The sequence below is a fragment of the Photobacterium kasasachensis genome (assembly GCF_050336885.1).
Taxonomy (GTDB): domain Bacteria; phylum Pseudomonadota; class Gammaproteobacteria; order Enterobacterales; family Vibrionaceae; genus Photobacterium; species Photobacterium kasasachensis.
This window is the reverse complement of sequence record NZ_JAKJSH010000008.1, coordinates 320026-334692: the sequence shown is the minus strand read 5'-3', so window position 1 is coordinate 334692 and position 14667 is coordinate 320026. Positions and strand designations below refer to the sequence as shown.

Here is a 14667-nt window from a genome sequence, read left to right as displayed (position 1 = left end):
ACCCTAACCCTCCCCTTGAAAAGAGGAGGGAACTAGACCACGACAGCCTAACCATAAATTAGGAATTAGAATCTTGAGTTTCACGTTTATAATTCCGCTCAAACACCCCTTCGGGCATTTGCTGGATTTGAAATTCGATCATTCGGTTGAAAGCATCTATCAAGGGTGAGAACTTCGCTTCTCCTTCCAGCGCGGCCAAGGCCAGATAACCGGCTTCGACGGTCGAGACCCCCTGCTCTTTCGGTGACTTACGGATGCGGTAATTGCCTTTTTCGACATTATCCAGATTAACCGTTGGCAGCACCTGCAGGTTGCTGGACAGTTGCCACATCTTGTAGGCCTTTTTCCAGGTACCATCAAGCAAAATCAATGCTCGTTTTACGCCTTCACGCTGCGGCTGCCGCGCCAGCGAAGAAACAGGCTCCGAATACTCTCCAGGGTATACAATGTAGACATCTCGCAAAGGATCGCTTAACAAGGTATTCAGCTCATCATGATCAGAAAAATCCTCTCCGACCCACAACCGGGCATTGGGTAAAGAGAGCGTCAGTATACGTGCGGTACCAATTGCACGTTTTACCTCCGAAGGATGTTGTAATATCCAGAGTTCGGTTTTAGCATCAACAGTTTGGATCCAGCTGCAAATACAGGCTTTTTGGGCCTTGCCGCACTGCCCACAATATCGGCTCATCGAGGTGACCTTGTCTATTCGTACTTTTCTGATTATTGCCATCACAGCTCTCTTCATCGCACAGTGGCCCGCCGCCCAATACTGGTTGGCCTGGGATCGCAGTGCAATACTCGATGGCGAAGTCTGGCGGATCCTAACAGGAAACCTGACCCATACCAATTGGCCGCATATGATAATGAATACCCTGGCGCTGGCAATCATCACATTCATTTATCGGTTACATTACTCTGCCCGCCCATATAGCTTGCTAATACTGGCACTCTCGGCTGTCGTGGGAACTGGGATCATAGCGACCGACATTCAGTGGTATGCCGGGCTATCAGGGGTACTTCACGGGCTATTTGCCTGGGGGGCCGTAAAAGATATCCAGACCAAGCAGAAAGGCGGCTGGCTGCTTATGCTGGGGCTCGTTGGTAAAATCGCATCTGAACAATACTTCGGTGGTTCTGCCAGTTCAGAAGCACTTATCGGGGCACGCGTTGCTATCGAAGCACACCTTCTCGGTGCCATTGCCGGTGTAGCCTGCGCACTAATCCCGACCGTATTGAAGAAAAGATCAAATATAAACCAGCTATTCAGCTAATGACTGCCGCATGCATTTTGCACACACATCATTGCAAATGATAATCATTATTGACATTGCCGACTTTAAGTTGCATTATGAATACAACTTAAAAGACAAGCCAATTTAGTTCTCACTTGCACGATAAGAGGTCATTATGAGCCATCTACGAATTCCAGCTAATTGGACAATACAACGTTCAACACCATTCTTTACCAAGCAAACAGTACCTGCGGCATTGCTATCGCACCATAATACGGCAGAGGGCGTGTTCGGACAGCTTTGCGTTATGGAAGGCAGCGTTACCTATCACGGTTTCGCGGATAGTGAGGCCACCGAGCCCGAAATGACAGTCGTCATCAATGCTGGTCAGTTTGCAACCAGCCCACCACAGTACTGGCATCGGATAGAACTCTCCGATGACGCACAGTTCAACATTAACTTCTGGTCAGAGAAAGAAAAAAACAATCAGTCCCTATTCAATACCAAGAAATAACCAGCAATTGCCAGGAAATGGAAACAAACCCTCACTCAAACAGCTTCGCCAAGGAAGGCGAAGAAGAACCACATACCTCTCTTCTTCAGCCGCTGTACTTTGAAAAAAGGTTAAAGCTTAATTCGCTCCCGGTTCTTGGCGACAGTCGCAGCGCCTATCCCCTTCACATTTTCTAGCTCGTCAGTTGTGGTAAACGTCCCATGAGTATTACGGTATTCTATAATATTTGCTGCTTTGTCCGGCCCAATACCAAGTAATAGCTTATCCAGCTCTTCAGCATTGGCTGTATTGATATTCACAGTGATCTCAATACCCTCATGTGAATCACCACTAGCATGCCCCACAGAAACAAAGCATAGCGCAGCAATCAGTATTACCGCATGAAAGAATACATTCAAAATTAACCTCCACTAATTACAAACCAAATAGGAATATTTCACGGTTCTGCGGTAATTAGCTTAAAACGAGAGGAAGGGAGGTAAATAGAAATGAATAATGATATGACAGAAAAACGACGGGCCGCACAATGGCGGCCCGTTAACGAATTGCTAAATTACAATTAGTTTGCTGGTGCATCCAGAGTTGGATAACTAACCTCAGCAGTGTTTCGCAGTACTTTCAGAGTTGCCATTACATCCTGCTGGGCATTCATCTGCTCAACCTGAGTGGCCAACTGGCTGTCTGATGCAACCTGCTCAACATCCGCCTCAATCACTTCATCCAAAGCGATAATCAGCACATTACCGGACATGTCACGCGTCATACCATAAACCGCTTTGCTATCGACAGGCTTGGCTAGACCATAGGCAACCTGGGCAACCATGCGGTCAGCACCAGAACGACTGATGGTTTGCGCATCAGAGAAGCTCAGAGACTCTGTTTCCAGGATGTCTGTCTTGCCGTCACGAAGCGCTGCAATGATCTCGTCAGCTTTTGCCTGTGCAGCCTGCTCGCCTTGCTGAGCAGCCAACTGCTGCTTAACAGAGTCAGAGACTTCCTCAAAAGGAAGCACCATCTCATCACGAGAGTCTTCGACACGTACGACAACGACATGCTCAGGACCGATCTCGATCACATCAGAGTTCAGGCCATCTTCACGCACTTCCGGACTAAATACCGCCTGCATTACTGCAGGGTTAGCCAATACGCCTGGCGCATCGTTCTGGGCGAAGAAGTCAGTTGTCTGTACCTCTGCATCCACAGCCGCTGCAGCATCGTCCAATGAGTCTGGCATTTCGAACGCTGTCTCAGCCAGTTGAGTCTGAAGGTCATAGAACTCTTCAGCCGCACGCTGCTCACGAAGCTCGGCAACAATGTCATCGTGCACATCGGCAAATGGCTTAACCTTAGAAGCCTTGATATCGTCTAGCTTGATGATGTGGTAGCCAAACGAGGTCTTAACAACTGCAGATGTTTCACCTTTGTTCAGTGCAAATGCCGCATCTTCAAAAGCCGGATCCATCACACCGCGCTCAAACCAATCCAGCTTACCGCCTTCTTTGGCACTGAACGTATCGTCAGAAGACGACTCAGCCAACAGGGCAAAGTCCGCCCCGCCGTTTAGCTCAGCCAGCAGGGCATCAGCCTTCGCTTTTGCTTCGCTACTGTCACCCTGGATAAGGATATGGCTAGCCAGGCGCTGCTCGGCAGTGCCAAATTTAGCCTGGTTCTCTTCGTAAAAAGCTTTTGCATCACCTTCAGAGATATCCAGTGTGGTTTTCAGGCCCTCGCCTGACAGCTCGATGTAAGCCACTTTAACCTGATCAGGTCGGGTGAACATCTGTGGGTTCTGATCATAGAAAGCCTGAATTGCTTCTTCAGAAACATCCGCGTTCTTCTGAAACTCAGCCACGTCCAGAGTCAGGCTACGGATAACACGCTGCTGTTTCTCAAGCTTGGTCAATGCCGCCAGCTCATTGCCCAAGGCAAAATCACTACCCTGAATTGCCGTCAGTAGCTGCTGACGCAGCATATCTGTACGCATTGACTCGGCAAACATTTCCGGTGTGAAGCCTGAACGACGAAGCAAGGTATTGTAAACCTCGTTGTCAAACTTACCGTCACGCTGGAACTCAGGCATTGAGACAATCGAGCTACGGATCTGCTCATCACTGATACGCAAACCAAGCTCTTTGGCACGTTGCTCAACCAGTACATCATTGACCATGCGATCAAGCACGCTACGACGGAACTGCTGTACGTAAGCCGGATCGCCCATCAGCGTTGTGAAGTACTCACCAAGCTGCGACTGCATACGGTTACGCTCATTCTGGTAGGCCTGCTCGAACTCACGCTGACTGATTTCTCGATCATCAATCTTTGCAGCGGCTTGCTCACTGCCACCGGCAAGGTAACTACCCACACCAGCAAAAACAAAAGATAAAATAATTAAGCCAAGAATGATCTTGACCCAAATGCTGCTAGCGCCTTCGCGCATACGCTCCATCATAATCTGCCGTATCTCCTACTCATTCGATCTGGCACTGTGGTTGTGAAGAATGCCTTCGGGTATCTAGCCAATAGGCACTAGATACTGAAAATTTCACCCTGATACAAAGTAAAAAAAGCGCATCAACTCGATGCGCCCTCATTTCATGCCAAGTTGTCAGTAACTCTGACAACCCGCATTGATGTTTGTTCAATACAAACAGCGGGCCGATGCCCACTATTAGTTTACAGAATCCTTAAGCGCTTTACCCGCTTTAAAGCCAGGTACTTTCGCAGCAGCAATCTGGATTTCTTCACCTGTCTGTGGGTTGCGACCGGTACGTGCTGCACGCTCACGTACAGAGAAAGTACCGAAACCAACTAGTGCAACCTGATCACCTGTTTTCAGGGTGTCTGAAACAGCGTCAATGAATGCATCCAGAGCACGACCAGCTGACGCTTTAGAAATATCTGCATTTTCAGCAATTTTATCAACTAACTGAGTTTTGTTCACGATTTCATCCCCTCTATGAACCTTGTCCGCAAGCCACCTTGTCAACAAGCTTAAAACTTGCAACGGACAAAAAAAATGTATCAGGCCTAATTATACCAGCACAGAACACCTGAGATACGGGTAAGTATTGATATTATTGAGCTTACAGCGAATTAGACCTAACTTATAGCGATACAAAAAAACGCTGACAAGGCTTTTTGCACCTGAAAGCGTCTTTTCTTTACTTAACTTTGCTGCATGTCACTGTTTTGAGCGTTAACCAGCTCAATGCCTGTCGGATTATTCTGCAGTGCAACGGTCAGCACCTCATCAATCCAACGCACCGGACGCACGACCAAATCAGCAATCACGTTATCTGGGATCTCTTCCAAATCACGCTCATTCTCTTTAGGGATAAGTACCGTCTTGATACCCCCACGGTGTGCAGCCAGCAGTTTTTCTTTCAGGCCACCGATCGGCAATACTTCACCACGCAGCGTGATTTCACCCGTCATGGCAACATCACCGCGAACCGGATTACCCGTCAGACTAGATACCAGTGCCGTACACATCGCGATACCCGCACTCGGACCGTCTTTCGGTGTTGCGCCTTCCGGTACGTGAACATGAATATCACGCTTCTCGTAGAAGTCTGCAGCCACGCCAAGACGTTCGGCACGGGTACGCACGACGGTCATTGCCGCCTGAATCGACTCCTGCATCACATCACCCAGCGAGCCGGTGTAGGTAAACTTACCTTTGCCCGGCATCGACTCGGTTTCAATCGTCAGCAGATCACCACCGACTTCCGTCCAGGCCAAACCGGTTACCTGGCCAATACGGTTGTTCTCTTCAGCTTTACCGTAATCGAAGCGCTGGACGCCCAGGTAAGCTTTCAGGTTTTCCTGAGTGATCGTCACCGTCTTGGTGTCAGTGTTTAGCAGGATCTCTTTGACCGCCTTACGGCATAGTTTGGAGATTTCACGCTCCAGGCTACGCACGCCCGCTTCACGGGTGTAATAGCGAATAATGCCGATCAGGGCTGAATCATCCACCTCAACCTCGCCCGGCTTCAGGCCGTTGCGCTTGATCTGCTTCTCCAGCAGGTGGCGCTTGGCTATATTAAGCTTCTCGTCTTCGGTATAACCCGACAGACGGATCACTTCCATACGGTCAAGCAGCGGCCCCGGAATGTTCATTGAGTTCGAGGTCGCCACGAACATCACGTCAGACAGATCGTAATCAACTTCCAGGTAGTGGTCGTTGAACGCATTGTTCTGTTCAGGATCAAGTACCTCCAGCAGAGCTGACGAAGGATCGCCGCGCATATCCGATGACATCTTGTCGATCTCATCCAGCAGGAACAGCGGGTTTTTCACTTCCACTTTAGCCATTTTCTGGATCAGCTTGCCCGGCATAGAGCCGATATAGGTACGACGGTGACCACGGATCTCCGCCTCGTCACGCACACCACCCAGTGCCATACGCACGTACTTACGGCCTGTTGCGGCGGCAATAGACTGCCCCAGCGAGGTTTTACCGACACCTGGAGGACCAACAAGACATAGGATAGGTCCCTTCAGCTTGTTGATACGGCTCTGAACCGCCAGGTACTCAAGAATACGCTCTTTAACACGTTCCAAACCATAATGGTCGGCATTCAAGACTTCTTCTGCCTTGGCCAGGTTTTTCTTCACCTTAGAACGCTTATGCCATGGCACGCTCAGCATCCAGTCGATATAGCCGCGTACAACCGTCGCTTCCGCTGACATCGGCGACATCATCTTCAGCTTCTGCAGTTCCTGCTCGGTTTTTTCGCGCGCCTCAGCCGGCATTTTCGATTCTTCAATCTTCTTCTTCAAAGATTCGAATTCATCCGGTGCATCATCCAGCTCACCCAGCTCTTTCTGGATAGCCTTCATTTGTTCGTTAAGGTAATACTCGCGCTGGCTCTTTTCCATCTGCTTCTTGACGCGGCCACGAATGCGCTTCTCAACCTGCAGCAGGTCAATTTCAGATTCCATCATTGCCATCAGGAACTCGAGGCGTTCCGTGATATCAACGATTTCGAGCACCTTCTGCTTATCAGCCAACTTCAGCGGCATATGAGCAGCAATGGTATCCGCAAGGCGTGCCGCTTCATCGATACCGTTCAGCGACGTAAGCACTTCCGGCGGGATCTTCTTGTTCAGCTTGATAAAGCCTTCGAACTGGTTGATCGCCGTACGGACCAGCACTTCCTGCTCACGCTCGTCCATCTCCTGGGTTACAAGAAATTCAGCATCGGCAGTGAAAAACTCATCATCACGTAGATTTTCAACCTTGGCACGCTGCTGGCCTTCAACCAGCACTTTCACCGTACCATCAGGCAACTTCAGCAACTGAAGAATAGTGGCAACCGTACCGACATCATACAGGTCGTCGATCGAAGGCTCGTCGGTAGCCGCTTCTTTCTGGGCTACCAACAAAATTTGTTTATTGTCATCCATTGCCGACTCAAGACAACGAATAGATTTATCCCGGCCTACAAACAATGGAATAACCATATGAGGGTAGACCACCACATCTCGTAGTGGCAGAACGGGGATCTCAAGGCGTTCCGAACGCTCCAGGTTCATATTCTTCTCTCTTCCGTTCAATCTCTTTACTGAGTATATGGGGGTAAAGCAGAAAGATTCAACGGGATAAGTAACAGAAAATAAAAAAGGAGGCAAAAGCCTCCTTTTTTTCAACATTATGAGCAGTAATTACACAATCACTCAGCGCCAGCTGCTTGATTTTCTGTGTTTTCATAAATCAGCAACGGGTCGGACTCGCCCTTGATAACTGATTCATCGATGACTACTTTGCTCACGCCTTCTGCAGAAGGAAGTTCATACATGGTATCTAGCAGAACAGCTTCCACGATAGAGCGTAGACCACGAGCACCGGTTTTGCGCTCCATTGCCTTGCGGGCAATCGCTACCAGCGCATCATCACGGAACTCAAGCTCAACATTTTCCAGCTCAAGCAATGCGGCATACTGCTTGGTCAATGCGTTCTTCGGCTCACGCAGGATCTGCACCAGTGCATCTTCGTCCAGTTCGTTCAGGATCGCCGTGACAGGCAGACGACCAATGAACTCTGGAATCAGACCGTACTTAACCAAATCTTCCGGCTCAACCTGTTCAAACAGATCGCTCAGTGTGCGCGACTCATCTTTAGAACGCACATCGGCACCGAAGCCAATACCTGTACCGGTTGCTACACGCTGATCAACCACTTTATCCAGACCGGCAAATGCACCACCACAGATAAATAGGATCTTAGAGGTATCAACCTGCAAGAACTCCTGCTGTGGGTGCTTGCGGCCGCCTTGTGGCGGAACAGAGGCAACAGTACCTTCGATCAGTTTCAGCAAGGCCTGCTGAACACCTTCACCCGATACATCACGGGTAATCGACGGGTTGTCTGACTTACGTGAAATCTTGTCGATTTCATCAATGTATACAATACCACGTTCTGCTTTTGCTACGTCGTAATCACACTTCTGTAGCAATTTCTGGATGATATTTTCTACATCTTCACCGACATAACCCGCTTCTGTTAGCGTGGTTGCATCAGCCATAGTAAACGGTACATCCAACATACGAGCCAGTGTTTCAGCCAGTAGAGTCTTACCACTACCGGTCGGGCCGATCAGCAGAATGTTACTCTTACCCAGCTCTACACCGTCGCTGGTGGTGTCGCCATTTCGAAGACGTTTGTAATGGTTGTACACCGCTACCGCCAGTACCTTTTTCGCATGGTTCTGACCAATAACGTAATCATCCAGGTTCGCACGAATTTCCTGTGGCGTTGGAAGTTCGCTGCCGTCTCGCTTCGGCATCACTTCTTTAATTTCTTCGCGAATAATATCGTTGCATAGATCAACGCACTCATCGCAAATATAAACAGAAGGGCCAGCAATCAGCTTGCGAACTTCATGTTGACTTTTGCCGCAGAAAGAGCAGTACAGCAGTTTTCCACTACCACTCTCTTTTCGCTTATCTGTCATTCGCTAACCTCTTTTTGGGTCTCAACCCATCATTGCCTTGTTTTGAGTGTATAACAACTCTACTCATTTTGCTCCGCGTCTCAGCAAACCTGTGCCACGGAGCCAAAAACAGAGTTAGTCACGGTTACTCAAAACTGCATCTACCAAGCCGTACTCAACTGCTTGCTCTGCTGACATGAAGTTATCACGATCTGTATCGCGCTCCACTACATCGAGCGGCTGGCCAGTATGTTCGGCAAGCATAGTATTTAGTCGTTTCTTGATAGTTAAAATTTCTTGAGCATGGATCTGAATATCAGAAGCCTGGCCCTGGAAACCGCCTAGCGGCTGGTGAATCATCACACGCGAGTTAGGCAGACAGAAGCGTTTGCCCGGCGCACCGCCAGCCAGCAGGAAGGCGCCCATTGAGCAAGCCTGACCCATACAGAACGTACTCACGTTTGGCTTGATGTGCTGCATGGTGTCATAAATTGACATGCCGGCAGTTACCGAGCCACCCGGTGAGTTGATGTATAGAAAAATATCTTTGTCTGGATTTTCAGACTCAAGGAATAAAAGCTGCGCAACCACTAGGTTGGCCATGTGATCTTCTACCTGACCGGTCAGAAAAATCACACGCTCTTTTAGCAGTCGGGAATAGATATCGTAAGAACGCTCACCACGAGAAGTCTGCTCGACCACCATAGGTACCAGCGCGTTCATAATTGGCGACATGGCGTTGTTGTCTTGGTAGCTCATAACGTTATTTCCCTAAAATAAATGGCCCGAATGAAATTACTCTCACACGGACCATTGTTAGCAGAAGATTTGAAACAAAGTCAAATCTCTACAGTAATTTCAGCAAATTAAGCTGCAGGCTGCTGCTGGTTCATTAGCTCGTTGAAGCTAACTTCTTTGTCAGAAACCTGTGCTTTAGCTAGAAGTGCGTCAATCGCCTGCTCTTCCAGAGCAACGTTGCGCATGTTGTTCATCATCTGCTCGTTCTGCTCGTAGTAAGAAACAACTTCTGTTGGATCTTCGTATGCAGAAGCCATTTCAGAGATAAGCGCTTTAACGCGCTCGTCATCCGCTTTCAGCTCTTCTGACTTGATCACTTCGCCTAGAAGCAGACCAACTACTACACGACGCTTAGCCTGCTCTTCGAAGAGTTCACGTGGTAGTTCAGGTGCATTTGCAGCATCACCGCCGAAGCGCTGAGTTGCCTGCTGGCGTAGAACGTTGATTTCCTGGTCGATAAGCGCTGCAGGAACGTTGATGTCGTTCTGCTCGATTAGGCCGTTAAGAACCTGGTCTTTGATACGACCTTTAACCGCTTGCTTAAGCTCGCGCTCCATGTTCTTACGAACTTCGGCTTTCAGACCGTCTACAGAACCGTCTTCAACACCGAACTTAGAAACAAACTCTTCAGTTAGCTCAGGTAGTTCCTGCGCTTCAACTTTGTGTAGTTTGATTACGAAAGACGCCGCTTTACCTTTTAGGTTCTCAGCGTGGTATTCTTCAGGGAAAGTCACTTCTACAGTGAACTCGTCGCCCGCTTTCTTACCAACGATACCGTCTTCGAAACCTGGGATCATACGGCCCTGGCCCATTGCAAGAGCGAAGCCTTCTGCTTTACCGCCTTCGAATTCTTCGCCTTCTACAGAACCGGTGAAGTCGATTGTTACGCGGCTGTCTGCAACTGCTGCTTCTTCAACTTCAGACCAAGTTGCCTGCTGCTTGCGTAGCGTATCCAGCATAGTCTCAACGTCTTCGTCTTTAACTTCTACTGCTGGCTTTTCAACAGTGATCTTGTCTAGACCCGCTAGTTCGATCTCTGGGAATACTTCGAAAGACGCTTTGAATACTAGATCTTTACCTTCAGCGATTTCAACTGGAGTGAAAGTAGGCGCGCCTGCTGGGTTGATTTTTTCTTTAACAATTGCTTCGATGTAGTGACGCTGCATCACTTCACCAAGGATGTCTTGACGAACTGAAGCGCCAAACATACGAGCAACCATTTTCAACGGAGCTTTACCTGGACGGAAACCATCGAAACGACGATTCTTAGCAATTTTCTTCAGTTCAGCTGTTACTGCATCTTCAATGTTAGCAGCAGGAACTGTGATAGTTAGATGGCGTTCTAGGCCTTCAGTGGTTTCAACGGTAACTTGCATTTTATTTAACCTCAAAACTTACTCAGCATTCTCTGAGTGATGTTGCCGATCAGTCATATGCTGACGGTGGCATCCTTTCGTGTTATGGCTTACGACAAGGCAAAAACCATAACGCCTTAATTCTGATAATTTCTGTATCTATTTGGCCTTAAAGCCACGAAGCCAGAAATTAAAACGCGGTATTATAGCGAGCTGAAGCGCTGTCGTCGAGACGAGTCAGCCCAACCGCAATCAAACCTTTCACACAAGATAGGGGCAAAAAATCCATTTTCAAGGAGAAACTGTAAAAATCTCCCTACCTTTTCTGTTTTTTTGACAAAGAATTGGAATATCAGCGCCAAATGCCTCATGAATGCCGATTTTATGTTCAGGCTGGAGCACTACTAAGTGGCCCCTTCAAATGAAATGATCAAAAAGATTCTAAATAAGCAACAACGAGCACAATAGGTGCAAACCATCAGAGATATCATGTGAGTTAGCACTAACAGAAAAGGATATCGATATGAAAAGGAATAAAGCGAAGGTCATTGCTTCCTGGCACCCATCAAACCCAAGAGAAATAGCTGCACTACAAGCACTATTGATTCAGGAGATTGGCGGACAACCTGCACACCACCAAGGCGGCACAGGAAAAACCGGTAACAATTCCGGGCGAGTCATCCGATAGTGATACATCAGTAATGCGCAGTAAAAGATTCTCAGACAAAGAGTGAACTTACTAAATCGGAACGCGAGGAGATAAATCAAGAAAGGAAATGGCGCGCCCTGCAGGATTCGAACCTGCGACCACATGCTTAGAAGGCACGTGCTCTATCCAACTGAGCTAAGGGCGCATCATGATATGTAACGATAAGTTACGGGACGGGATTATACGTCCCCTGACTGTCACGTCAACGCTTTTTCTCCGAATTTCGCCTCCCTTCCGACCAAGTGCTCAAAGTAACAACAATTTGTATTAATTTCAGTAATTAACTACCTTTATTGCAGCTCTCAACACGCCTCTAGCAAAAAGCCTATTCAATTACACGCCTAAGTCCGTCGATTTTGCTTCAACCATGTGTTTGTGAAATAAAGGCATGTTTATTGCGTAAAAAGGAATAAGGCAAACGTTTGCGCTGTGGATCTTAGTCACATTCTTTGCGACAATGTGAAAGCTCCGTTAACTACAGCCCAAAGGATAATCATGGCCGCTCAAATTATTGATGGAAAACTCATCTCCCAGACCGTTCGACAAGAAGTTGCTGCCCGTGTTAAAGCACGAGTGGATGCGGGTTTGCGTGCCCCTGGTTTAGCCGTTGTGCTTGTTGGACAGGATCCGGCATCGCAAATTTATGTCGGCAGTAAGCGTAAAGCCTGTGATGAAGTCGGCTTTATTTCTAAATCATTTGACCTGCCGGCTGCAACATCCGAGACTGAGCTGCTGGCTCTGATCGATGAACTCAATAATGATAAAGAAATCGACGGCATCCTAGTTCAGTTACCTTTGCCTGCTGGTATAGATACCACCAAGGTCATTGAGCAAATCGATCCGGATAAAGATGTTGATGGCTTCCACCCGTACAATGTCGGCCGTCTGTGTCAGCGTATTCCTAAGCTCCGCTCCTGCACCCCCAAAGGCGTAATGACATTGCTTGAACGATACAACATCGCCGTTCGTGGTAAGCACGCCGTTATTGTCGGTGCATCCAACATTGTCGGCCGTCCGATGACCCTTGAGCTGCTGCTTGCAGGCGCCACAACAACAACCTGCCACCGCTTTACCAAAAACTTGGAGCAGCATGTTCGCCAGGCCGATATCCTGATTATCGCCGTCGGCAAACCTAACTTTATTCCGGGCGAGTGGATCAAAGAAGGCGCAACCATCATAGATGTCGGTATCAACCGACTAGACAGCGGCAAACTAGTCGGTGATGTTGAATACGATATCGCCCGTGAGAAAGCCCGCCACATTACTCCGGTCCCAGGAGGTGTCGGCCCAATGACAGTAGCCACATTGATTGAAAATACCCTGCTCGCCTGTGAGCAGTATCATTCGGACTAAGGGTCTAGGAAAAGTTTCGAGATACGTTAGTTAAATATAAAGAAAAGCGAGAGATGTAAACCTCTCGCTTTTTGAGTCTAGAACCTGTTTGTCCTGAAAATCGCTACTTAGAGCGTTTTGGCTACGTCTTTCAGATAAGCTTTAAAATCTTCACCAAGAGCTTCATGACGAAGACCATACTCAACAAACGCCTGCATGTAGCCTAGCTTGCTTCCGCAATCATGGCTCTTTCCCGACATATGAAAAGCATTGACTTGCTTGGTTTCCATCAGCATATCAATGGCATCAGTCAACTGAATTTCATCACCGGCACCAACAGGCGTTCTTTCAAGCAGGCCCCAAATTTCTGCCGGCAATACATAGCGGCCGACGATTGCCAGGTTTGACGGTGCTTCTTCCTGATCCGGCTTTTCAACAACTTTGGTCATTGGCGCAGATTCACCCGGGTTCAGCTCAGAACCATTGATATCAGCCACACCATAGCTCGACACCTCTGACATTGGCACCGGCTCAACCATGACCTGGCTCACCTCGGTCTCATTAAATGCCGATACCATCGCTGCCATATTTTCCTTGCGCAGATCGCTGGCCGCATCATCCAAAATAACATCAGGCAAAACAACGGCAAACGGCTCGTCTCCCACCAGCGGATGGGCACAAAGGACAGCATGGCCCAGACCTTTTGCCTGTCCCTGACGGACATGCATAATCGTGACATCTTTAGGACAAATGCTCTGTACTTCATCAAGCAACTGACGCTTAACACGCTTTTCAAGCGTTGCTTCCAGCTCAAAAGAAGTATCAAAATGGTTCTCAATCGAGTTTTTTGATGAGTGAGTAACCAGCACAATCTCTTTGATACCAGCCGCCACACACTCATTCACTACATATTGGATCAGCGGCTTGTCGACGATTGGCAGCATTTCTTTCGGGATCGCCTTGGTCGCAGGCAACATACGCGTACCGAGACCGGCGACAGGGATCACCGCTTTACGAACAGGGGAGGTATTAGACATTCTTAATTCCATTAATCAATAATCGGGCAAACTATAACAAACTGTGGTTAAACTATCGACACTGTCTCTGGCAGTAAACACTGCCAGTTATTTCTTCACAATATCTTCATTTTGAACACTAACTTTCACCGGCTTACCCAGCAGGTTAATCAGCATAAACGAACGTTTCTCGCCATCAGGCTCCTGGTAAATGGCTTCAATACCCTTGAACTGCCCCTGGGTCAACTTCAGGCTTTCACCTGGCTGAGGTAAACTTGACAGTTTCACCTGATGCTCTTCACTGTCTTCGTTCATCATCAAACCGTAGATCAAGTCCGGCTGAACGGTCTGGGGCTTAGCACCCTGGCGAATAAAGCTAGCCACTCCGCGTGTTGAGCGGATGGTGGTATAGCTGATCTCTTCCGGGTCGAAATAAACAAACATATAACCCGGAAACAGAGGTTCGGAACATTCCGTTCGCTTGCCCCTGACAATTTTTTGCACTGTCACCTGAGGGTAGTAACACTCAACACCTTGACGATCAAGATTGATCACTGCGCGCTCCTGCTCGCTACGCTTACAATATAGGAGGTACCAATCTTTCATAATTCTCTTAGCCTAATTCACGCCAACTGAAACACTCCCTAAATTATAAGTACTGATAAACAAAGAACAACTTATTCCAAAGCGGTTGATTTCACATCAAATCCTCTCCTCAAGCCCGTGATAATTGTAACAACCATTAAAAACACAAAAATGCAACATTAAGCACC

The 14667-nt window shown here is 48.0% G+C and carries 14 protein-coding genes and 1 tRNA gene; 4 read left to right on the top strand and 11 right to left on the bottom strand.

What is annotated here, in order from left to right; translation table 11 throughout:
• Positions 1-58: 58 nt before the first annotated feature.
• Complete coding sequence (locus L4D19_RS13395) at positions 59-691, bottom strand: tRNA-uridine aminocarboxypropyltransferase (protein WP_428452876.1); 633 nt, start codon at positions 689-691, stop codon at positions 59-61.
• Between the two features lie 10 nt (positions 692-701).
• On the opposite strand from L4D19_RS13395, the gene rrtA reads away from it, so the two are divergent.
• Together rrtA and L4D19_RS13385 are read left to right on the top strand one after the other, a co-directional pair.
• The gene (rrtA, locus tag L4D19_RS13390) at positions 702-1274 is read left to right on the top strand and encodes a rhombosortase (RefSeq protein ID WP_428452875.1); all 573 of its coding nucleotides are present in this window, start codon (positions 702-704) and stop codon (positions 1272-1274) included.
• Positions 1275-1410: 136 nt separating this feature from the next.
• Positions 1411-1749, top strand: coding sequence for a TehB family protein (locus L4D19_RS13385; RefSeq protein WP_428452874.1), 339 nt, complete (start codon positions 1411-1413; stop codon positions 1747-1749).
• A 110-nt stretch (positions 1750-1859) separates the two neighbouring features.
• Here L4D19_RS13385 and L4D19_RS13380 read toward each other — a convergent pair whose 3' ends face one another.
• From L4D19_RS13380 to tig, 7 genes are all read right to left on the bottom strand, one after another.
• Positions 1860-2123, bottom strand: coding sequence for a ComEA family DNA-binding protein (locus L4D19_RS13380; protein ID WP_428452885.1), 264 nt, complete (start codon positions 2121-2123; stop codon positions 1860-1862).
• A gap of 185 nt (positions 2124-2308) precedes the next feature.
• Complete coding sequence (gene ppiD / locus L4D19_RS13375; protein WP_428452873.1) at positions 2309-4198, bottom strand: peptidylprolyl isomerase; 1890 nt, start codon at positions 4196-4198, stop codon at positions 2309-2311.
• A gap of 219 nt (positions 4199-4417) precedes the next feature.
• Complete coding sequence (hupB, locus tag L4D19_RS13370; RefSeq protein WP_075764154.1) at positions 4418-4690, bottom strand: nucleoid-associated protein HU-beta; 273 nt, start codon at positions 4688-4690, stop codon at positions 4418-4420.
• A gap of 224 nt (positions 4691-4914) precedes the next feature.
• On the bottom strand, positions 4915-7287 hold the full coding sequence (gene lon, locus L4D19_RS13365) for an endopeptidase La (RefSeq protein WP_075764152.1): 2373 nt from the start codon (positions 7285-7287) through the stop codon (positions 4915-4917).
• Positions 7288-7424: 137 nt separating this feature from the next.
• The gene (gene clpX, locus L4D19_RS13360) at positions 7425-8705 is read right to left on the bottom strand and encodes an ATP-dependent protease ATP-binding subunit ClpX (protein WP_075764150.1); all 1281 of its coding nucleotides are present in this window, start codon (positions 8703-8705) and stop codon (positions 7425-7427) included.
• Positions 8706-8819: 114 nt separating this feature from the next.
• A complete protein-coding gene (gene clpP / locus L4D19_RS13355; RefSeq protein WP_428452872.1) occupies positions 8820-9443 on the bottom strand; it encodes an ATP-dependent Clp endopeptidase proteolytic subunit ClpP in 624 nt (207 codons plus the stop codon).
• 107 nt (positions 9444-9550) lie between these two features.
• On the bottom strand, positions 9551-10858 hold the full coding sequence (tig, locus tag L4D19_RS13350) for a trigger factor (RefSeq protein WP_428452871.1): 1308 nt from the start codon (positions 10856-10858) through the stop codon (positions 9551-9553).
• A gap of 502 nt (positions 10859-11360) precedes the next feature.
• On the opposite strand from tig, the gene L4D19_RS13345 reads away from it, so the two are divergent.
• Positions 11361-11525 (top strand): hypothetical protein, encoded by a 165-nt coding sequence (locus L4D19_RS13345; protein ID WP_428452870.1) that lies wholly within the window; start codon positions 11361-11363, stop codon positions 11523-11525.
• 89 nt (positions 11526-11614) lie between these two features.
• Here the strand turns inward: L4D19_RS13345 and L4D19_RS13340 are convergent.
• Positions 11615-11691, bottom strand: a tRNA-Arg gene (locus L4D19_RS13340).
• Between the two features lie 350 nt (positions 11692-12041).
• Here L4D19_RS13340 and folD point away from each other — a divergent pair.
• Positions 12042-12899 (top strand): bifunctional methylenetetrahydrofolate dehydrogenase/methenyltetrahydrofolate cyclohydrolase FolD, encoded by an 858-nt coding sequence (gene folD / locus L4D19_RS13335; protein WP_428452869.1) that lies wholly within the window; start codon positions 12042-12044, stop codon positions 12897-12899.
• Positions 12900-13006: 107 nt separating this feature from the next.
• Here folD and galU read toward each other — a convergent pair whose 3' ends face one another.
• Complete coding sequence (galU, locus tag L4D19_RS13330; RefSeq protein WP_428452868.1) at positions 13007-13915, bottom strand: UTP--glucose-1-phosphate uridylyltransferase GalU; 909 nt, start codon at positions 13913-13915, stop codon at positions 13007-13009.
• 87 nt (positions 13916-14002) lie between these two features.
• Complete coding sequence (gene rfaH / locus L4D19_RS13325; protein WP_160648655.1) at positions 14003-14500, bottom strand: transcription/translation regulatory transformer protein RfaH; 498 nt, start codon at positions 14498-14500, stop codon at positions 14003-14005.
• Positions 14501-14667 lie beyond the last annotated feature (167 nt).

What these genes read in the sequence shown, in the direction of transcription:
- rfaH (WP_160648655.1), bottom strand. Translation starts at nt 14,500, where the DNA reads ATGAAAGATTGGTACCTCCTATATTGTAAGCGTAGCGAGCAGGAGCGC.
- galU (WP_428452868.1), bottom strand. Translation starts at nt 13,915, where the DNA reads ATGTCTAATACCTCCCCTGTTCGTAAAGCGGTGATCCCTGTCGCCGGT.
- folD (WP_428452869.1), top strand. Translation starts at nt 12,042, where the DNA reads ATGGCCGCTCAAATTATTGATGGAAAACTCATCTCCCAGACCGTTCGA.
- tig (WP_428452871.1), bottom strand. Translation starts at nt 10,858, where the DNA reads ATGCAAGTTACCGTTGAAACCACTGAAGGCCTAGAACGCCATCTAACT.
- clpP (WP_428452872.1), bottom strand. Translation starts at nt 9,443, where the DNA reads ATGAGCTACCAAGACAACAACGCCATGTCGCCAATTATGAACGCGCTG.
- L4D19_RS13395 (WP_428452876.1), bottom strand. Translation starts at nt 691, where the DNA reads ATGAGCCGATATTGTGGGCAGTGCGGCAAGGCCCAAAAAGCCTGTATT.
- lon (WP_075764152.1), bottom strand. Translation starts at nt 7,287, where the DNA reads ATGAACCTGGAGCGTTCGGAACGCCTTGAGATCCCCGTTCTGCCACTA.
- L4D19_RS13345 (WP_428452870.1), top strand. Translation starts at nt 11,361, where the DNA reads ATGAAAAGGAATAAAGCGAAGGTCATTGCTTCCTGGCACCCATCAAAC.
- ppiD (WP_428452873.1), bottom strand. Translation starts at nt 4,198, where the DNA reads ATGATGGAGCGTATGCGCGAAGGCGCTAGCAGCATTTGGGTCAAGATC.
- L4D19_RS13385 (WP_428452874.1), top strand. Translation starts at nt 1,411, where the DNA reads ATGAGCCATCTACGAATTCCAGCTAATTGGACAATACAACGTTCAACA.
- clpX (WP_075764150.1), bottom strand. Translation starts at nt 8,705, where the DNA reads ATGACAGATAAGCGAAAAGAGAGTGGTAGTGGAAAACTGCTGTACTGC.